23 protein-coding genes and 2 tRNA genes are annotated in these 18,259 nt (G+C 71.1%); 11 read left to right on the top strand and 14 right to left on the bottom strand.

What is annotated here, in order from left to right; all coding sequences use genetic code 11:
• Positions 1–10: 10 nt before the first annotated feature.
• The 5 genes from ACIPYW_RS00920 to ACIPYW_RS00900 all read right to left on the bottom strand — a co-directional run bounded on the left by ACIPYW_RS00920 (position 11) and on the right by ACIPYW_RS00900 (position 2,987).
• A complete protein-coding gene (locus tag ACIPYW_RS00920) occupies positions 11–355 on the bottom strand; it encodes a metallopeptidase family protein (protein WP_290132424.1) in 345 nt (114 codons plus the stop codon).
• Between the two features lie 85 nt (positions 356–440).
• Positions 441–516: transfer RNA gene (locus ACIPYW_RS00915), tRNA-His, on the bottom strand.
• 75 nt (positions 517–591) lie between these two features.
• Positions 592–1,227 carry an oligoribonuclease gene (gene orn, locus ACIPYW_RS00910; protein ID WP_400409969.1) on the bottom strand — a complete coding sequence of 212 codons (636 nt, stop codon included), beginning with the start codon at positions 1,225–1,227 and terminating at the stop codon, positions 592–594.
• A 78-nt stretch (positions 1,228–1,305) separates the two neighbouring features.
• Positions 1,306–2,544: an MFS transporter gene (locus tag ACIPYW_RS00905; protein ID WP_400409967.1), complete on the bottom strand. Its 1,239-nt coding sequence runs from the start codon at positions 2,542–2,544 to the stop codon at positions 1,306–1,308.
• Entirely contained in the window at positions 2,541–2,987 is a 447-nt protein-coding gene (locus tag ACIPYW_RS00900) for a MarR family winged helix-turn-helix transcriptional regulator (RefSeq protein ID WP_290132421.1), read from the bottom strand. The genes ACIPYW_RS00905 and ACIPYW_RS00900 overlap by 4 nt, the downstream gene beginning before the upstream one ends.
• A gap of 61 nt (positions 2,988–3,048) precedes the next feature.
• On the opposite strand from ACIPYW_RS00900, the gene ACIPYW_RS00895 reads away from it, so the two are divergent.
• The gene (locus ACIPYW_RS00895; RefSeq protein ID WP_290132420.1) at positions 3,049–3,339 is read left to right on the top strand and encodes an oligoribonuclease; all 291 of its coding nucleotides are present in this window, start codon (positions 3,049–3,051) and stop codon (positions 3,337–3,339) included.
• A 28-nt stretch (positions 3,340–3,367) separates the two neighbouring features.
• Positions 3,368–3,643, top strand: coding sequence for a thioredoxin domain-containing protein (locus tag ACIPYW_RS00890; RefSeq protein WP_400409965.1), 276 nt, complete (start codon positions 3,368–3,370; stop codon positions 3,641–3,643).
• On the opposite strand, the gene ACIPYW_RS00885 is transcribed toward ACIPYW_RS00890, so the two are convergent.
• Genes ACIPYW_RS00885 through ACIPYW_RS00875 form a run of 3 tightly spaced genes read right to left on the bottom strand, consistent with a single transcriptional unit; the run spans position 3,572 to position 6,551 of the window.
• On the bottom strand, positions 3,572–4,972 hold the full coding sequence (locus ACIPYW_RS00885) for a DUF6716 putative glycosyltransferase (protein ID WP_400409963.1): 1,401 nt from the start codon (positions 4,970–4,972) through the stop codon (positions 3,572–3,574). The two genes, ACIPYW_RS00890 and ACIPYW_RS00885, sit on opposite strands and share 72 nt — an antisense overlap.
• Positions 4,969–5,841 carry an N-acetylneuraminate synthase family protein gene (locus ACIPYW_RS00880; protein WP_400409961.1) on the bottom strand — a complete coding sequence of 291 codons (873 nt, stop codon included), beginning with the start codon at positions 5,839–5,841 and terminating at the stop codon, positions 4,969–4,971. Before ACIPYW_RS00880 ends, ACIPYW_RS00885 begins: the two co-directional genes overlap by 4 nt.
• A complete protein-coding gene (locus ACIPYW_RS00875) occupies positions 5,838–6,551 on the bottom strand; it encodes a cytidylyltransferase domain-containing protein (protein ID WP_400409959.1) in 714 nt (237 codons plus the stop codon). Before ACIPYW_RS00875 ends, ACIPYW_RS00880 begins: the two co-directional genes overlap by 4 nt.
• 154 nt (positions 6,552–6,705) lie before the next feature.
• Here ACIPYW_RS00875 and ACIPYW_RS00870 point away from each other — a divergent pair, with 154 nt between their 5' ends.
• Together ACIPYW_RS00870 and ACIPYW_RS00865 are read left to right on the top strand one after the other, a co-directional pair.
• Positions 6,706–7,266 carry an AAA family ATPase gene (locus ACIPYW_RS00870; protein ID WP_400409958.1) on the top strand — a complete coding sequence of 187 codons (561 nt, stop codon included), beginning with the start codon at positions 6,706–6,708 and terminating at the stop codon, positions 7,264–7,266.
• A 14-nt stretch (positions 7,267–7,280) separates the two neighbouring features.
• Positions 7,281–7,353 (top strand) — tRNA-Arg (locus ACIPYW_RS00865).
• A 154-nt stretch (positions 7,354–7,507) separates the two neighbouring features.
• Here ACIPYW_RS00865 and ACIPYW_RS00860 read toward each other — a convergent pair.
• Together ACIPYW_RS00860 and ACIPYW_RS00855 are read right to left on the bottom strand one after the other, a co-directional pair.
• Positions 7,508–8,698, bottom strand: coding sequence for a hypothetical protein (locus tag ACIPYW_RS00860; protein WP_400409956.1), 1,191 nt, complete (start codon positions 8,696–8,698; stop codon positions 7,508–7,510).
• An 88-nt stretch (positions 8,699–8,786) separates the two neighbouring features.
• Positions 8,787–9,083, bottom strand: a complete 297-nt coding sequence (locus ACIPYW_RS00855) for a hypothetical protein (protein ID WP_400409954.1) — start codon at positions 9,081–9,083, stop codon at positions 8,787–8,789.
• Positions 9,084–9,263: 180 nt separating this feature from the next.
• Between ACIPYW_RS00855 and msrA the strand changes: the two genes are divergently transcribed.
• The 3 genes from msrA to ACIPYW_RS00840 all read left to right on the top strand — a co-directional run bounded on the left by msrA (position 9,264) and on the right by ACIPYW_RS00840 (position 10,851).
• Positions 9,264–9,791 (top strand): peptide-methionine (S)-S-oxide reductase MsrA, encoded by a 528-nt coding sequence (msrA, locus tag ACIPYW_RS00850; protein WP_400409953.1) that lies wholly within the window; start codon positions 9,264–9,266, stop codon positions 9,789–9,791.
• Between the two features lie 36 nt (positions 9,792–9,827).
• On the top strand, positions 9,828–10,073 hold the full coding sequence (locus ACIPYW_RS00845; RefSeq protein WP_400409951.1) for a methyltransferase: 246 nt from the start codon (positions 9,828–9,830) through the stop codon (positions 10,071–10,073).
• Between the two features lie 157 nt (positions 10,074–10,230).
• Entirely contained in the window at positions 10,231–10,851 is a 621-nt protein-coding gene (locus ACIPYW_RS00840; protein ID WP_400409949.1) for a single-stranded DNA-binding protein, read from the top strand.
• A 67-nt stretch (positions 10,852–10,918) separates the two neighbouring features.
• Here the strand turns inward: ACIPYW_RS00840 and ACIPYW_RS00835 are convergent, their stop codons facing one another.
• Complete coding sequence (locus ACIPYW_RS00835; protein ID WP_400409947.1) at positions 10,919–11,641, bottom strand: hypothetical protein; 723 nt, start codon at positions 11,639–11,641, stop codon at positions 10,919–10,921.
• A gap of 194 nt (positions 11,642–11,835) precedes the next feature.
• Here ACIPYW_RS00835 and ettA point away from each other — a divergent pair, with 194 nt between their 5' ends.
• Complete coding sequence (gene ettA / locus ACIPYW_RS00830; protein ID WP_290132409.1) at positions 11,836–13,521, top strand: energy-dependent translational throttle protein EttA; 1,686 nt, start codon at positions 11,836–11,838, stop codon at positions 13,519–13,521.
• A gap of 30 nt (positions 13,522–13,551) precedes the next feature.
• The gene (locus tag ACIPYW_RS00825; RefSeq protein WP_400409945.1) at positions 13,552–14,007 is read left to right on the top strand and encodes an acyl-CoA thioesterase; all 456 of its coding nucleotides are present in this window, start codon (positions 13,552–13,554) and stop codon (positions 14,005–14,007) included.
• 77 nt (positions 14,008–14,084) lie between these two features.
• Here the strand turns inward: ACIPYW_RS00825 and ACIPYW_RS00820 are convergent, their stop codons facing one another.
• Positions 14,085–14,939 carry an acyl-CoA thioesterase gene (locus ACIPYW_RS00820; RefSeq protein ID WP_400409943.1) on the bottom strand — a complete coding sequence of 285 codons (855 nt, stop codon included), beginning with the start codon at positions 14,937–14,939 and terminating at the stop codon, positions 14,085–14,087.
• 44 nt (positions 14,940–14,983) lie between these two features.
• Here ACIPYW_RS00820 and ACIPYW_RS00815 point away from each other — a divergent pair, with 44 nt between their 5' ends.
• Both ACIPYW_RS00815 and ACIPYW_RS00810 read left to right on the top strand, forming a co-directional pair.
• Positions 14,984–15,685 carry a hypothetical protein gene (locus tag ACIPYW_RS00815; RefSeq protein WP_400409940.1) on the top strand — a complete coding sequence of 234 codons (702 nt, stop codon included), beginning with the start codon at positions 14,984–14,986 and terminating at the stop codon, positions 15,683–15,685.
• 100 nt (positions 15,686–15,785) lie between these two features.
• Positions 15,786–16,628, top strand: coding sequence for an NAD(P)H-binding protein (locus ACIPYW_RS00810; protein WP_400409938.1), 843 nt, complete (start codon positions 15,786–15,788; stop codon positions 16,626–16,628).
• 100 nt (positions 16,629–16,728) lie between these two features.
• Here ACIPYW_RS00810 and ACIPYW_RS00805 read toward each other — a convergent pair whose 3' ends face one another.
• Both ACIPYW_RS00805 and ACIPYW_RS00800 read right to left on the bottom strand, forming a co-directional pair.
• Entirely contained in the window at positions 16,729–17,199 is a 471-nt protein-coding gene (locus tag ACIPYW_RS00805; RefSeq protein WP_400409937.1) for a globin, read from the bottom strand.
• Between the two features lie 10 nt (positions 17,200–17,209).
• Positions 17,210–18,259 (bottom strand): mechanosensitive ion channel family protein, encoded by a 1,050-nt coding sequence (locus tag ACIPYW_RS00800; RefSeq protein WP_400409935.1) that lies wholly within the window; start codon positions 18,257–18,259, stop codon positions 17,210–17,212.

The raw sequence follows: 18,259 nt of genomic DNA, 5'->3' as shown, positions 1-18,259 counted from the left end.
GCGAATCGAGTCAGGCCCAGCCGAGCTCGTGCAGGCGCTCGTCGTCGATGCCGTAGTAGTGCCCGATCTCGTGCACGAGGGTCGTGTGCACCTCGTCGCGCAGTTCGTCCTCGGTGTCGCACTCCGCGAGGTGCGCCGTGCGGAACACCACGATCCGGTCCGGGAGCTCGCCGAACCCGTACTGACCGCGCTCGGTCGCGGCGACGCCGTCGTACACGCCGAACAGGTCGGAGCCGTCCTCGGGGGCGTCCTCGACGACGAAGGCGACGTTGTCGAGGCCGTCGAGCATGTCGTCCGGCAGCCGGTCGAGCTCATCGGAGACGAGCTGCTCGAAGTCGTCGGGGGACATCTCCATCACGAGTCGATCGTGTCACATCGCGTTCGTGACCTGCCGTGCGGCATGCGAAGAGCCCCGGCCGACCGACCGGGGCTCTTCATCGTGGGGTGAATAACGGGTCTCGAACCCGCGACCTCCTAGACCACAACCAGGCGCTCTACCAACTGAGCTATATCCACCATGTCCGAGCCGGGTGACCGGCGCGACCACTCAATAGTAGTACATGCGCGGCCGGACTCCGACCACGTGTGTCGTCACTCGGCGGGCTGGGCGAGCCGCGGCTCCCACTTCGCGACGACCTCGGCCTGGACGGCACGGACGTCGTCGGTCGAGGGGCCGGGGTCGGCGACGAAGCCGGCGCGGCGGTAGTACTCGAGCTCGCGGATCGACTCGAGGATGTCGGCGAGAGCTCGGTGGCCGCCGTGCTTCTCCGGCGCGTTGAAGTACACGCGTGGGAACCACCGTCGGCACAGCTCCTTGATGCTCGACACGTCGACGCTCCGGTAGTGCAGGTGGTTGTCGACCCGAGGCATGTACTTGGCGAGGAACGCCCGGTCGGTGCCGATGGTGTTGCCCGCCAGGGGAGCGGTGCCCTCGCCCGGCACGTGGGCGAGGATGTACTCGAGCACCTGGTACTCGGCGTCGGCAAGGCTCACGCCGTCCGGGATCTCGTCGATGAGCCCCGAGGTCGTGTGCATGTTCGTGACGAACTCGTTCATGTTGTCGAGCGCGGACTGGTCCGGCTTGATCACGATGTCGAAGCCGGGGTGCACCGGCACGAGGTCGAAGTCGGTGATGACGACGGCCACCTCGACGAGTTCGTCGACCGCGAGGTCGAGACCCGTCATCTCGCAGTCGATCCAGACGAGGCGGTCGTTCGCAGTTGCCATGTCGTCGATCCTATTCCCGTGCCCGGACGGCCCCGCCACGGGTGGTGGCGGGGCCGTCCGGGTGGAGTGGGTGGTGTGTCAGGCCATCTCGCCCGCGGTGACGGCCTCGGCCTCGACGCGGACCGGCTCCGGGCCGTCGTCGACCCGGCGCAGCACCCGCGTGGTGGCGGCGACGACCACGAACGCGATCGCGACCGACACCCCGGCGAACACGTACGCGGCGCTCGGCGCGATGGCGTCCGCCAGCAGGGTCGCCACGGGCGGCGCGATCGCGCCACCGATGAACCGCACCGCGGAGTACGCGCTGGAGGCCACCGAGCGGGGGAGGTCCGTCGCCTCCATGACGCACTCGGTGAGGACGGTGTTGAGCACGCCGAGCACGAGGCCGCCGATGATGACGCAGATGATCAGGCCGACCTGCGACGACACGACCACGGCCGCGGCGAACAGGTCGAGCGCGAGCAGCGGCAGCGCGATCTTGAGCACCGTCGTGCGGCGGAGTCGTGCGGTGAGCATCGGCGCGACCCAGACCGAGGTGATCGCCAGCCCGACGCCCCAGCCGAAGAACGTGAACCCGATGCCGATCGCGCCGAAGCCGAGCGGGAAGGGCGTGTAGGCGAGCAGCACGAAGAAGCCGATGTTGTAGAACAGCGCGGTGACGGCGAGGGCCGCGAGCGCCGGGCGGCCGAGTGCGCGGAACGGTGCGGAGAGCTTCGTCGGCGTCGGCTTCTCGATGCCGGACGTCTTCAGCAGCGTCACGATGGCGATGAACGCGATCGCCATGAGCGTGGTCACGCCGAAGAACGGCCCACGCCAGCTCACGTTGCCGAGCAGACCGCCGACGAGCGGTCCGATCGCGATGCCGAGGCCGAGCGCCGCCTCGTACAGGATGATCGCGGACGCGGTGCCGCCGGACGCCGCCCCGACGATGGTCGCGAGGGCGGTCGAGATGAAGAGCGCGTTGCCGAGGCCCCAGCCGGCGCGGAAGTCGATGATGCTCCACACGCTGTTCGACGTGGCGGCGAGCACCGAGAACACCACGATCAGCGCGAGGCCGATGAGCAGGGTGTTCTTCGGACCGATCCGGCTCGACACCCAGCTGGTGAAGAACATCGCGACGCCCGTGACGGCGAGGTAGCTGGTGAAGAGCAGCTCGGTCTGTGCGGCCGTGGCCTGCAGGGACGACGCGATCGCGGGGAGGATCGGGTCGACGAGCCCGATGCCCATGAAGGCGACGACACAGGCGAAGGCGATGGCCCAGACCGCGGAGGACTGCTTGAGGATGCTGCCGGAGGCGGCGGGTGCGTGGGCGTTCACGCGGTGATCTCCGTTCGTGTGGTGGTGGCGCTGCGGGCGGCGATGATGGCGGCTGCTTCGTGCAGTGCGTCCCACTCGTCGTCGGTGAGGTCGGCGAAGAGCGGCCCGACCGTCCGTGTGAGGGTGGCGCGCCAGGCGACGAGGCGGTCGCGCCCGGCGTCCGTGATCGTGATGAGCTGGCCCCGCGAGTCATCGGGGTCCACGGTGCGTGAGACCAGGCCGTCGTCGAGCATGCCGGCCACGAGGCGCGTCATCGTGGGCTGTGCGACCCGGGATGCCTCGGCGAGCTCGCCGAGGCGGAGCGGCTGGTCGGTCTCGAGGATGCCGAGCGTGCGCCAGACCGCGGGGGAGGTCGTGTTGCCGGTGGACCGGACGGCGGTGCGGATCAGGCGGTTCACGGAGACGAGGAGCGTCTCGACCGTCTGCTCGCGGGATGTTTCCATAGCAAAACTATATAGCCCTGCTATGGATCAGTCAACAGGTGTGCCCTGGTACAAGGGATGCATGAGTGACATCACGATCTCCGAGGGTGACGAGTACACCGCGATCTTCCACGGCGGCCCCTTCGACGGCACGACCGACACCCGCACCGCCACGGGTGGTGCGCTGGACGACGAGATCACCGTCTACGCCGACGTCGAGGGCCTCCAGACGGCCTTCGCCTACCGCCTCACCAAGTCGCGCCAGGTGCTCGACCAGACTTCCGGCGAGTACACCTACGACCCGTCCGACTCCGACCCGGTCGACGACCTCCAGGACCGTGGCGACCGTTCCGGCGAGTTCGACCGGGAGTAGACCGACACCGCGCCGCGTTGTCCCCGCCGTGCGACTCGACCTCTGGACCTCGGCCTTCTGCGCGCCCTGTGCCGCGGCCCGGCGCGTCGCCGCCGAGGCGGCGGCGCTCGTGCCGCACCTGACCGTGTCCGAACGGGACGTCGCGGCGCATCTCGACCACGCGGAGCGCCTCGGCATCCGGTCGACGCCCACGATCATCGTGCGTGGCGACGACGGGGCCGAGGTGTTCCGCTCACCGGGCGTACCGACGCGCGACCAGCTGCTGGTCGCGGTCGCGAAGGCCCTCCCGCCCGCCGACGGGTGAACCCGGCCTGGAGGCACGGATCACCTTCCGCGCGACCAGCTTCGTCCGGCGGACGGGCGTCCCCACGACGAGTGCGACGCTGCCGAGGACCGATCGGTCGTCGCGGCCGAGCGCGTTCTTGCGCTCCCAGGCCCGGCGCAGTGCCCCGCCCCGGCTGCGCCGCGCGGCCGGCCGGTCGACCAGTCTGCCGGCGTCCCGCTGCAGCATGAGGTCATCGGCGCGCACCGCCCAGTCGTCGTCCGACGACGGGTGGAAGTGGTTGTCGCGGAGCCACTCGGGGCGGACCGTGCGGAAGCGCCCCGCGATGAGGTCGGAGGCGTCCCCCGGCAAGCCGCTGCCCTCGAAGACCTCGTTGATGAGCTGCGGGCCGACACCGAAGTCGGTCAGCGTCAGTGCTGGGACGCCGGCGGCCACGGCCTCGAGGACGGCCGTCGAGCTCACCGTGACGAGGGCCACCGCACGGGCGAGGTGCTCGGCCATCGGTCCCGACTCGACCACGAGGTTCGCCGGGGCGTCCGCGGGGACGAGCTCCGCGTAGGGGTGCTCCTCGCGGTGGGTCTGCTGTTCGCCCGTCGTCGCCCGGATCTTGACGACGACCCGCCACTCGGGGTGGGCGATCGCCGTCGCAGCGAGCCAGTGCACGATCCGCTGCCGCTCGGCCCGGTCGCTCGGCACGCTCGGTTGCGCCGCGAACACGACCGAGTCCCGCACCGGTGTCGCTCCGCCCGACCGGGTGCCGCGGGTGTGCGCCGGCCGGGCGAACGGCAGCGTGGCGAGTGCGAACGCGGGTTCGAGGCCGCCGGTGCGGGCGAGGTCCTCGTAGGCACGGACCTCGCGGTGGCTGTGCAGGACGAACAGGTCGGCGCGCGCCCGGAGGAACACGCCCTTCCACTTCGCCGGGTAGGAGATGCCCGGGAGTCCGGTCACGAGGACCGGTCGGTCGCGGACGTGCCGGTGCACCTGGTCGACCACGAGCTCCGCGACCGGGCCGATGAGCCCGACGAGCACGGCGTCCGGCGGATCCTCGCGGAGACGGCGCACGACCACGTCGACGTCGGTCGGCTCCGGCGGCAGCGAGGCGAGGTGCGCCAGACGCGCGTCGAGGCCCCGGAAGGCCGAGCGGAGCTGTGCCCTGCTCGCGGTCCGGGGGGTCCGCACGGTCAGCAGTTCGAGGTCCCAGTGTGCCGGGGCGGCGGCCAGCAGGTGGGCGCCCCACTTCGCGAAGGAGTCGGTGTCGACCAGACCGACCACGCGGCGGCGGCGGGTCGGCACGGCGGAGGTGGGTCGTGCCTCCAGGCCGACCCTCGGGGAGTCCGCGACGTCCCTCACACGACCACCCGACGGAGCTTGGCGAGCGGTGCCTCCTCGCCCGGGAACACCCGCTTGATGCCGTCGCCGAGCGCGGTCTCGATGATCCGCACGTCACGGGCGAGCGTCGCGAGCCCGTGCGGCTCGAGCGAGGCCGCGTGGTCGGAGCCCCACATGGTGCGGTCGAGCGTGATGTGCCGCTCCACCGCGGTGGCGCCCAGGGCGACCGCGGCGATCGAGATCTGCAGTCCGGGCTCGTGGCCGGAGTACCCGACGGGGACGCCCGCGTACCGGTTCGCGAGGGTGTCGATCATGCGGAGGTTCGCCTCCTCCGCCGGGAGTGGGTACGTCGACGTCGCGTGCATGAGGACGAGCCGCGCGGTCCCGAGCGTCGCGACCGCGCGGTCGATCTGCTCCAGCGTGGACATGCCGGTCGACAGGATCACGGGCTTGCCCGTCGCGGCGACGGCTTCGAGCAGCTCGAGGTCGGTCACGGACGCCGAGGCGATCTTGTACGCCACGACGCCGAGGTCCTCGAGGAAGTGCACGGAGGGCACGTCCCAGGGGGAGGCGAACCAGTCGAGCCCGCGGAGCGTGGCGTGGTCGCCGATCTCGATGTACTGCTCGCGGTCGAACTCGACCCGGTAGCGGTACTCGAGGTACGTCATGTCGCCCCACGGCGTGCTGCGCGGGGTGTTCTTCATGTGCTCCGGCGTGGAGATCTCCGGCGTGCGCTTCTGGAACTTCACGGCCTGGAGTCCGGCGTCGGCCGCGACGTCGACGAGGCGCTTCGCGATGTCGACGTCGCCGTTGTGGTTCAGGCCGATCTCCCCGATCAGGTACGCCGGGTGGCCGGCGCCGATCGTGGACGAGCCGATGGTGACGGTCATGGTGCTCCGTTCGGTACGGGGACGAGCGCGGTGGCGAGTGCCTGGGCCACGGTGAGGTCGGTCTCGTCGTCGACGTCCACGGCGGTGGCGGCGTCCACGACGGCGAGTTCGGTCCGGCCGAAGAACCGGTGCCCGTGCTCCCGGAACCCGTCGACGCGGAGGACGTAGAAGGACCCCGTCTCGCGGAACTCCGGGGCGCGGTCCTGCCGACGCGGGCGCACCGCAGCGTCGTGGTTCACGGCGCGGGCCCGCCCGTCGGCGTCCACGCGCCAGAGGAAGGCGTGCGACGGCGCCGCGGCGAACACGACGTCCGCGGCGCCGCTGCGTACGCGGTGCACCGCCGCGTCGAGGTCGGCGGGGTCGGTGAACGGCGAGGTCGCCTGCAGGAACACGAGGACCTCGGGTACCTCGTCGTGGATCTGCTCGAGGACGTCCAGCACGTGCAGCAGCGCCGACTCGCTCGAAGCCGTGTCCCCGGCGAGGTCCGCCGGTCGGTGCAGCACCCGGGCGCCCGCGGCTCGGGCCTCGTCGGCGATGTCGGGTCCGTCGGTGGAGACCACGACCGTGTCGATCGAGGGCGTCGCCACCGCGGCGTCGACCGACCGCGCCACGAGGCTCCGCCCGCCCACCTGACGGAGGTTCTTGCCGGGGACGCCCTTCGAGCCGGCGCGCGCGGGCACGACGGCGAGGACGCGGCCGATGGAGCTCATGCGCCGGACGCTACGGAGGGTCGGTGTCGCGGAGGCGAACACGAGGGGGCCACCAGTGGAAGCGCACAGGAAGCCACGGCTGCCCCGGGGTCGCGGTCGATGGCTGCCGACGCCGTGGCTGGTCGCCGCCCGCCGTCGGGGCTAGGGTCGTGCGGTGTTCACTGCCGACGACGCCCTCGACCCCCGGCCGCGCCGGATCCTCGTCGCCGGGGTGTCCGGTGTCGGGAAGACGACCACCGGCCGTCGGATCGCGGACGTGCTCGGCGTGCCGCACACCGAGATCGACGCGCTGTTCCACGGGCCGGACTGGGAACCACGGGCGACCTTCGTCGACGACGTCGATCGCTTCACGAGCGAGCCGGCCTGGGTGACGGAGTGGATGTACGCCCCGGTGCGCGAACTGCTCGTGGAGCGCGCTGACACGCTCGTGTGGGTGGACCTGCCGACCCGGGTGGCGCTCTGGCGGCTGCTGCGACGGACCCTCCGGCGACGCCTGCGCCGTCTCGAGCTCTGGAACGGGAACGTCGAACCGTCGCTGTGGACGTTCTTCACCGACCGCGAGCACATCCTGCGTTGGGGGATCTCGACCCGCAACACCCTCCGGGAGCGGGTGCCGCCGCTCGGACGGTCCGCGCCGCACCTGCGCATCGTGCACCTCCGCTCGCAGCGGGAGGTCGACGTGTTCGTCGAGCGCCTGGCACGGCCCGCGGTCTAGAATCGTCGCCGTCCGCCTCCGTAGCTCAGTGGATAGAGCAGGTGGTTTCTACCCTCCGTGTCGCGGGTTCGATTCCTGCCGGGGGCACCGACGGCGAAGGCCGCCACCCCTCAGGGTGGCGGCCTTCTCGCGTCTGGTGGCGGTGCGGGTCCGGTGGCGGTGCGCGTCTGGTGTCCGTGCGGGTCCGGCGCCGGTGCCGGTGCCGGTGCGGGTGCGGGTGCGGGTCTGGTGCCCGCGCGGGTCACTCGTCGTCGTCGGACGCGCGGCGGCGGATCTCGTTCGCGCTGATCGGTTGCGTGTAGGGCGCTTCGTCGGTCTCGTGTGCGTCGGCCGGCTCGGCGGCAGCGCCGTCGACCCGCGTGGGGACCGACTTCGTGCTCGGCACCGAGACCGTGGCAGCGGGACGGTTGACATGTGCGTCGGCAGCGGTCGGTCGAGCCACGGGCGGCGGCACCTCGCGGTCCTGCGTGCCGGGTCGTGCGGCGTCGTCCACGACGTCGGTCTCGTCGTCGTCGGTGCGGCGCTGGGCGACCGGGTGCGCGGACACCGCCCGCGCGGGACCCGCCGATGCGCCGGGCGCCGGTGCTGACGTCGCCGGTGCGGAAGCGGCCGGTGCGGAAGCGGCCGGTGCGGAGGCCGGGCGGGAGGCCGGGGAGCCGAGCGTCGGCCGGATCGGTGCCTGTGCCGACGGGCTGTCGCCGTCGGGGCGGGCCAGTCCGTCACCGTAGGGACGGGTCAGGCCGTCGCCGAGCGGCGTGGTCGCCGCCGTGGCACCCGGCGCGCCGGCAGCCGACGGGGCCGGGGCGGCGCTGGCTCCCGACCGGGGCGCGGGCCGCAGCGACGTCGTGGACGGCGTCTGGGCGTCGGACTGTCGAGCCGAAGCCTGGTCGGCGTTCCAGTCCTGCTGCCGCTTCACGAGTTCAGCGTCCGGGTCCGGGGACTCGAACTTCCACCGCTCGAGGTCACTCTTGAAGAGCTTGCGCGCCCGGTTCGGCCGGGCCTGCCACTCGAGGAGGCGGTCGCGGAACTCCGCGAGGGACTGCTCCGCCTGGAACGAGAAGGTCGACGAGTTCTTCTTGATGTCGGCGATCTCGTGCTGCGCCCAGTTCGCGGCCATCGGCGAACCGCTCACGGGCAGGAGCCGCAGCCGGACGTCCGCGTCCTCGGCCAGGTGGTCGGCGTAGGCGCGCTCGTCGTGCCCGAGCGACCCCCACGTCGCGGCCTTCCGTGCCGCGGAGATGATGGCCGCGACGGCGGCGTTCTTCGCCTCGCGCTCCTGCAGGGCGACGACCCGCTTGGTCGCGCCGCGGCCGATGAGCGCGGCGACGACACCGGCCACCACGATGGCGACGAAGGGGATGATGGCGCCCGACAGCACCCGCCATCCCGCGTCCGACGCGGTCCAGTCCATCAGGTCGTTCCACCAGTTCATGCGCGAACCGTACCGACCGTGCGGCGTGACGTCGGGGAGGTCACCCGGCGATCCGCACTTCCGCCGGACGGGCGCCGCGTGGAGCGCATCATCCCCACCGCAGGCAGTCCACGGCGTCGTCGGCGGACCACACGTCGGGGAACTCGACGAAGCGCCGCTCGGTGGCGACGTAGCGCCGTGCGCGGTACGCGGTCCCGCCGGCGACGTCCACGCGGTCCACGTAGCCGACGATCTCGCCGTTGGCCCGGGTCACGCGGCTGAGGTCGTCGCGCACGTCGAGGATCCGGAGGTCGCCCCGGCTGCGGGCGACGGAGGACGTGCGGAGCCGGAAGGCCGGTTCGGTCGCGGTGTGCTCGGTCGTGGTCGGCACGGTCGTGGTCGGCACGGTGTCCTCCTGTGGTGCGTTCGATGTCTCCGTGGTTCGTGGGGACGACGCTACGGGCGACCACCGACACGCCGGGGCGAGCGCCCGGAACTGTGGACCTGCGTCTCCGGCCGCTCGCTGTGCAGGAGTGTCTCCCGACTCCCAGTGGGCCCGGACGTCGTGCGCGGTAGCGTGGGCGGCATGACGACCTTCGTGCTCGCTGGTGGATGCTTCTGGTGCCTCGATGCGGTGTACCGCACGCTCCAGGGCGTGCAGGACGTCGTGTCCGGGTACGTCGGAGGGACGACCGACGACCCGACCTACGAAGCCGTCTGCACGGGCACGACCGGTCACGCCGAGGCCGTCGCGGTCACCTTCGACGAGTCGGTGCTGCCGGCCGACGTGGTGCTCGACGTCTTCTTCACGCTGCACGACCCGCGCCAGCTGAACCGCCAGGGGGCCGACGTCGGCACGCAGTACCGCTCGGCGATGTTCCCCGCGGATGACGGACAGCGTGCGCTGTTCGAGCGCGCGGTCGAACGCGCCTCGGACATCTGGGACGACGGTGTCGTGACGACCATCGAGCCGCTCACGACGTTCCACCGGGCGGAGGAGTACCACCAGGACTTCTTCGCGAAGAACCCCGGTCAGGGCTACTGCCTCGCGGTGGCGCTGCCGAAGGTGAACAAGGTCCGCAAGGCCTACAGTCAGTACATCCTGGCGTCCTAGCCACGGGCGTCGGGGCCACGAGGAGGTGGTCGATCGATGACGAACAACACGATGACGAACAGCACGACGGGTGACTCGACGACGAGTGACGCAGGCACCTGGGTGGCGGTGGGGCCGGCCGGCGCGGTCGGCAGCATCCACCGCGAGCCGGACGGCTTCCACGTGGAGCTGTTCGGGCGACGCGGCACCGGATCGGTGTTCCCGTCGCTGGACTTCGCCAAGAGCGCGGTCCACTCGGCGATGGGTCCGCTCGCGGACCGTCCGGAGTTCCGCGCGCACTGAGGGTGCGGACCACCGGCACCGCGGTGCCGTGGTCCACACGCTGATCCGGCCTGGAGGCACGGATCACCGTTCCTGCACAGGTCGCGCTGAGCGCTCCACGACTCACAGATCGAGGCCCGGGCCGCTGACGCGGCCCGGGCCTCGCGACGATCGGACCATGAACGACACGATCACGATCTGCGGCATCGTCGCCACCGAACCCCGGCACCTGGTCACCGACACCGGCGTCGCCATCACGAGCCTCCGGCTGGCCTCACCGTCGCGCCGGTTCGACCGCGCCACCGGCGTCTGGACGAACGGCGCGACCAACTGGTTCACCGTCACGGCCTTCCGGTCGCTGGCGGCGAACGTCCACAAGTCACTGAAGAAGGGCGACCGGATCGTCGTGACCGGCCGGGTGCGCATCCGCACGTGGGAGCGCGACGGGCGCGGCGGCACCTCGGTCGAGGTCGACGCCGAGGGCATCGGTCACGACCTGGCCTGGGGCATCAGCAACTGGATCCGTGTCCCGCGCCAGGCGAACGAGGTCGCGGCTCCGCCCGTGGACAGCTCGCGGGTGGACCTGCAGACGGGTGAGGTCGACGACGGGCTCGGAGCGGACGACGGCGGCGCTCCGGACCACGAGTCGCTGCCCGACGCCGCCGACGCCGACCGGCACGCGGCGGCGATCCTCGGCGACCCGGTGGCTCCCACCGGGCTCGGGGTCGATGATCCCGAGCCCGCCGACACGGACGACCCGTCCGGTCCGGACCCGCTCGCCGGTCCGATCGCGGCCTGACGTCGACGGGCGTCGAACGCTCCGGCGTACGACGCCCGTCGTCACGGACGGCGCAGCAGGGCCGCGGTCAGCCCCACTTCTGGGTGATCATGGCGATCCCGGAGACCTGGTCGGTGTCCCAGTTGCCGCCGCGTGGGAGTCCCGAGACCGTGCCGTCGATCGCGAAGCTCGCGCCCTGACCGCGTGAGTCGGCCTTCGTCTGCCGCGCCTTGAGTCCGTGGAACGAGAAGCCGGTGTTCCACTTCCCGTTGAGTCCCGAGCGGGCCGCGACGTCGTTGATCTTGATGCTGACGTTCTGCACGGTCGAGTGGACGGTGTCGCCGTTCAGTCGGGCGTTCGCCTCCGCGTTGAAGAAGAGGCGTCCGTCGAGGTTCAGCGAGATGTACGCGAGCGTCTTGTGGTTCACGCTCACTGCGGCGACGTCGTTCTTGAACCAGCGCAGGCCGACCGGTGTCAGGTTGTTCGACGCGGCGCTCATGTAGCCGTACGTGAACTTGCCGTTCTGCACCCGCTCCCAGATGTACTTCGGCTTGCCCTTGCTCTGGGTCGCCCCGGTGTCGGACTGGATGCCGAACGAGAAGGCGTTGTTGTGCGCATCGTGGATGTTGATGTACGAGGAGTAGCCCGTGCCCGAGCCCTTCGCGCTGATGTTCGCCGTGTAGGTCACGTACGCCGCTCCGCTCGGGGCCACCGCGGCCGATGCCGGGGCAGCGGGGACGGCGACCGCCGTCCCGAGGGCGAGTGCGCCGATGAGGGGCAGCACGAGACGACGGATCCGATTGTTCGCCATGAGGTCCTGGTCCTGGTCGATGCCGAGCCGGTGGTTCGGGTCCAGTCGGCGAGTGATGCAGGTACCGTACGTCGGCCGACCACGGCCTGTCAGCCCCCGAACGGGTCGGTGCGTGTTCCGGCGGACCCGACCACCGCGTACCGGTCCCGCCCGCCGCGCGCTCCGCCGCTCGGGTCACTACACTTGACCGCGATATGGCTGAGTACATCTACCAGATGGTCCGCGCCCGCAAGTCGGTCGGCGACAAGCTGATCCTCGACGACGTCACGATGTCGTTCCTCCCCGGCGCGAAGATCGGCGTCGTCGGGCCGAACGGTGCGGGCAAGTCGACGATCCTGAAGATCATGGCGGGTCTCGACCAGCCGTCCAACGGCGAGGCGAAGCTGACCCCCGGGTTCACCGTCGGCATCCTCATGCAGGAGCCCGAGCTGGACGAGGACAAGACCGTCCTCGAGAACGTCCAGCAGGGCGTCGGCGAGATCCACGGCAAGGTCGTCCGCTTCAACGAGATCTCCGCCCTCATGGCTGAGCCCGACGCGGACTTCGACGCGCTCCTCGCGGAGATGGGCACGCTGCAGGAGGAGATCGACGCCGCCGACGCGTGGGACCTCGACTCGCAGCTCGAGCAGGCCATGGCCGCGCTCCAGTGCCCCCCGGGGGACGAGATGGTCACCCACCTGTCCGGCGGTGAGAAGCGTCGCGTCGCCCTCTGCAAGCTCCTGCTGCAGAAGCCCGACCTGCTGCTCCTCGACGAGCCCACCAACCACCTCGACGCCGAGTCCGTGCTGTGGCTCGAGCAGCACCTGCAGCAGTACCACGGTGCCGTCCTCGCGGTCACCCACGACCGGTACTTCCTCGACCACGTCGCACAGTGGATCGCCGAGGTCGACCGCGGACGCCTGTACCCGTACGAGGGCAACTACTCGACGTACCTCGAGAAGAAGCGCGCCCGCCTGGAGGTCCAGGGCAAGAAGGACGCCAAGCTCGCGAAGCGGCTCTCCTCGGAGCTCGACTGGGTGCGGAGCAACCAGAAGGGCCGTCAGGCGAAGTCGAAGGCTCGTCTCGCCCGCTACGAGGAGATGGTCGCCGAGGCCGAGCGCACACGGAAGCTCGACTTCGAGGAGATCGTGATCCCGGTCGGGCCGCGCCTCGGCTCGCAGGTGATCGACGCCGAGAAGCTGCACAAGCAGTTCGGCGAGCGCGTCATCATCGACGACCTCTCCTTCACGTTGCCCCGCAACGGCATCGTGGGCGTCATCGGCCCGAACGGTGTCGGCAAGACCACGCTGTTCAAGACGATCGTCGGCCTCGAGCCGCTCGACGGCGGCACGCTGAAGATCGGCGAGACGGTCGACATCTCCTACGTCGACCAGAGCCGCGGCGGCATCGACCCGAACAAGAACCTGTGGGAGGTCGTGTCCGACGGGCTGGACTACATCCAGGTCGGCAAGACCGAGATCCCGTCACGCGCCTACGTGTCGCAGTTCGGCTTCAAGGGCCCGGACCAGCAGAAGAAGGCCGGTGTCCTCTCCGGTGGTGAGCGGAACCGTCTCAACCTGGCGCTGACGCTCAAGCAGGGCGGCAACCTCCTGCTCCTCGACGAGCCGACGAACGACCTCGACGTCGAGACGCTCGGCAGCCTCGAGAACGCGCTGCTCGAGTACCCGGGTTGCGCCGTGGTGATCACCCACGACCGGTGGTTCCTCGACCGCATCGCCACGCACATCCTCGCGTGGGAGGGCCTGAACGAGGACGGCACGCCGAACTGGTACTGGTTCGAGGGCAACTTCGAGGCGTACGAGGAGAACAAGATCGAGCGCCTCGGAGCCGACGCCGCGAAGCCCGGTCGCGCGACGTACCGCAAGCTCACCCGCGACTGACCCGTGGCGGTGTTGCACGCTCCGATCCGCATGCGGTGGAGCGACATCGACGCGTACGGGCACGTCAACAACTCCGCGATGCTGCGTCTCCTCGAGGAGGCGCGCATCGTGGGGTTCTGGGGTGCCGACCCGGACGAGGTCGGTGCGGACGGCTCGATCCCCGAGCCGATCATCGACGGCCGACCGGGCTCGGGCACGATGACCGTGATCGCGGCGCAGCGGCTCGAGTACCTCGCGTCGATCCCGTACCTCCGCCAGCCGCTCGACATCCGGATGTGGATCGGCCGGATCGGTGGCGCGAGCATCGACGTGTCGTACGAGGTGTGGACCCCGGTCGGTCACGAGCCCGCCGAGCTCTACACCCGTGCGACGACGGCCCTCGTGATGGTCGACGCCGAGACGAACCGGCCGCGGCGCCTGACCGAGGCCGAGCGTGCGGCCTGCGAGCCATACATCCAGGACCCGGTGCGGTTCTCCCGACCCTGACCCGCACCGGCGACCGACACCGGCCCGGTCCGGCCCTGCCCGGCCCCGTCCGGCCCGGACCGGCCTGTCGTCCAGTGTCAGCGCGGGACGCGCATCATCCCCTCCTGCGCGACGCTCGCCAGCAGCCGACCGTCGCGCGAGAACATCCGGCCGAACGCGAGTCCCCGACCGCCCTGCGCGCTCGGGGACTCCTGCGTGTAGAGGATCCAGTCGTCGGCGCGGCCGTCCCGGTGCCACCACATCGCGTGGTCGAGGCTCGCGCTCTTCACTCCGGGCGTGCCCCAGGCCACCCCGTGCCGACGCATCACGGGCTCGAGGATCGAGAGGTCGCTCGCGTACCCGAGGACGGCGCGGTGCAGTGCCGGATCCTCCGGCAGGTCGCCGTCCACCCGGAACCACACGGCCTGGTGGGGGAGACGCTCGCCCTGCACGTCGACGAACACCGGACCCTCGACGTGCCGGAGGTCGATCGAGCGCTCGGCCCAGGCTCGGGCGACGGGGTGGTCGATCGCGCTCAGGATCGAGGCCGCCGACGGCAGGTCCTCCGGAGCCGGGGTGTCGACCGGGAACGGGTCCTGGTGCTCGACACCGTCGTCGGGCCGCTGGAACGAGGCGATCATCGAGAAGATCGGCACGCCGCGCTGGTACGCCTGCACCCGCCGGGTCGCGAACGACCGGCCGTCGTGGATCCGCTCGACGCCGAACGTGATCGGGAGCTCGGTGTCACCGGGTCGGAGGAAGTACCCGTGCATCGAGTGGATGTCGCGGTCCTCGATGGTCGCCTGTGCCGCGACGATGCACTGCGCGAGCACCTGCCCACCGAAGACGCGGCCGTTCGGTGACCAGTGGCTGGCCCCGGTCAGGATCGTCTCACCCGTGCTCGCGCCGGTGTCGTCGAGCCGCAGGGTCCGCAGGAAGTCCGGTTCGCTCACGGGCACATCCTACGAAGCGAGTGCCCCGGTAGGATCCACAGGACATGGGCACCACCTTCACCCTCCCCGACGTCGCCTCGCTCGGTGACCTCCGCACCTACCTCGGACGCGCCGCCCGGGTCGAGGACGGCTCGGTCCGGCTCATCGCCGACTCCGGCGTCCTGGCGGTCTACACGGCGATCCTCTACCCGGTGGGGCTGCTCGACGAACTGCCGACCGTCCTCGGGCTCCGCACGTTCTCGCTCGCCGAACCCGCCACGATCGACGCGGTGGTGCCGCTCGCCTCGCTGCAGGAGCGTCTCCGGCTGCTCGCCGAGGCGCAGGACGCCGAGCACGCCGAGGGTGCCGACCCGACTCGAGCGACCCCCATCGAGGTCGAACTGCCGCTCGAGGTCCACACCGTCACCTGGGCCGCGATCTCCCCACCGCGCGGTGGATGGGTCCCGCTGCCCGACGTCTCGTCGGAACTCCTCAAGCGCGCCGCGAAGGCCGGCATCGCCGAGGTCGCCGAGGCCGTCCCGTCGAACGCCGGGGACGCGATCGTCCGCCGGGTCCGCTCCGAGGTCTGGGGCCGGCCCATCCCGATGATCGAGCACCTGCCGGCGGGCGCCGGGTTCGCGGGGGAGAGCCTCGGGTTCCTCGGCCACGACCCCGTCCGGGTGTTCGAGACCGGCCCGTGGAGCCGTCTCACCACGTCCCGAGGGCACGTGCTCGTGAAGCGCCGGGCCTGGTCCCTCAGCTCCTGACAGACCACGCATCCGCGCCGGCGGCGACCAGCGTGACCACGAGCACGACGACCAGCGCGACCGCCAGCGCGCACCGGGAACGGCGTGGTTGGCTGGAGGCATGCACGTCTTCCTCACCGGTGCCTCCGGCTACATCGGCTCCTCCGTCCTCCGTGCCCTCGTCGCCCACGGGCACGAGGTCACCGCCATCGTCCGCTCCGACGAGAAGGCCCAGCGGGTCCGTGACGCCGGCGGCCACGCGGTCATCGGGGACGTCACGGACACCGACGTCGTCGAGCGACTCGCGCACGAGACCGACGGCGTCGTCCACACCGCCTCGGCCGAGGACGTCGACCCCGGGTTCACCGCAACGGTCCTCCGCGCGTTCGAGGGCACCCCGAAGCCGTTCGTGCACACCGGCGGGATCTTCACCTTCGGCAACTCGACGGACATCTCCGAGCAGTCGCCGATCGACCCGCCCGCGCTGACCGCCTGGCGCGTCGCGAACGAGGCCGCCGTCCGATCGAGCTCGGCGCACACGACCATCGTCGCCCCGGGCATCGTCTACGGCCGCGGCGCCGGCATCCCGGCGATGTTCGTCGGCGACGGCGAGCACGAGGTCCGACTCGTCGGCGACGGCTCGCAGCGGTGGACGACGGTGCACATCGACGACCTCGGCGAGCTCTACGTGCTGGCGTTCCACCGCGCCGAGCAGGACGGCTACGTCGTCGCCGCGACCGGGGACAACCCGACGCTGCGCGAGATCGCCGACGCCGGAGCGCACGGGTCGCCGGTGGTCGCGGAGAGCGTGGACGAGTCGCGCAGCCGCCTCGGTGACGCCTTCGCGGACGCGCTGCTGCTCCACCAGGAGGCGTCCGGCGCGCACGCGCGCGCCGCGTTCGGGTGGAACCCGACGCGCCCCTCGCTCGTCGAGGACATGACCGACGGGTCGTACGTGCGCTGACGTCGCCCCCGGCGTCGTCCCGGCCACGCACCGGACGGGAGGCACGGGTCGTCGCCGCCCCGCGCCTCCCGTCCGGTGTCTGGTGACCGTCCGACGGACGTCAGTCGAACGTGTTCGTCATCGCGTGCGCGGCGCGGTCGAGGTAGCCCCAGAGCTCGGCCTCGTCGAGGGGCGCGAGCCCCAGCGACTCGACCGCCTCGTGCATGTGGTGGAGCCAGCGCTCGCGGGCCTCCGGCGTGATGCGGAAGGGGTTGTGCCGCATGCGGAGGCGCGGATGACCGCGCTCCTCGCTGTACGTCCCCGGACCGCCCCAGTACTGCTGCAGGAAGGCCGACAGTCGCCAGATCGCGCCCTCGAGGTCGTCGGCCGGGTACATCGGCCAGATGACGTCGTCCTGCTGCACGCCCTCGTAGAACCGCCGGACGAGCCGGTCGAAGGTCGGCGCGCCGCCGATGCGGTCGTACAGCGAGCCGGTCGCTGAGACGCCGTGCTCGCCGACGCGGAGGGTGATCGGCTGCGCGGGTGCGCCACCGGGGCGGGGCGTGCCGGTCGGGGCGACGTCGTCGGTCATGCGGTGCGGCTCACTTCTGGTCGGTCGTGTCGTCGTCGGTGCGGATGGCCTGACCGAGCAGGTTGCGCTTCGGCTTCCGTGACTTCGTCGGGGCGGGGGTCGGCTGGGTCCGGACGGTGCGGAGGCCGTTGATCGAGGTCGCGTTCTCCCAGCCGGCGGGCATGATCATCGCCATCGCGGGCAGGGTCACCCCGAGCTCGTCGACCGAGCGCTTCAGCCGGATGCGGAGCTCGCGGCCGACGGCGTCGAGTTCGGACGCGCGGGTCTTGACGACCAGACGGAACACCATGCCGGCGTCGGTGATCGACTGCAGGCCCCAGATCTCCGGCTTCTCGACGATGCGCTGACGCCAGCGGGGCTCCTGCGACATCGTCACCGCTGCCTTGAGGAGGGCGTCCTGCACGGCGTCGATGTCGGTGTCGTACGGGACGGTGATGTCCACGAGGACGCGCGACCACCCCTGCGAGAGGTTGCCGACGCGGAGGATCTGGCCGTTCGGCACGAACCACAGGATGCCGTTCACGTCGCGGATCTGCATCACGCGCAGCCCGACGTTCTCGACGACGCCGGTGGCCTGCCCGGTGTCGACGACGTCGCCGACGCCCGCCTGGTCCTCGAGGATCATGAAGATGCCGGAGAGGATGTCCCGGACGATGCTCTGCGCGCCCACCGCGAGACCCGCGGCCACGACGGAGGCGCCACCGACCAGGCCGATGGCGGCCGTGGGGAACACCGTCGAGATGATGATGGCGAGTGCGATCACGGCGACGATCACCGTTGCGAGGTTCTCGAGCACGCTGCCGAGCGTCCGTGTGCGCTGGACCACCCGGGCGGCTTGGACGGGGGAGTTCACGAGCGCCTGCGTGTCGTTCGTGCCCTGGCGCTTCTTGACGCCGAGCACGACGCGGTTGACGACGGTCTTGACCATCCGTCGGAGGATCAGGCGCACGATGATCGCGGCGAGGACCACGATGACGATCGTGATCGGCTTGCCCCAGGCGGTCCAGAAGTCGTCGAGGGCTGAGTTCACGGCTGCGTTGGTGGTTGCGGCGAGGAGCAT

The sequence above is a fragment of the Curtobacterium sp. NPDC089689 genome (genome assembly GCF_044749145.1).
Taxonomy (GTDB): Bacteria; Actinomycetota; Actinomycetes; order Actinomycetales; family Microbacteriaceae; genus Curtobacterium.
Note: the sequence above shows the minus strand (reverse complement) of the source record. Positions and strands in the feature narration are given on the sequence as shown.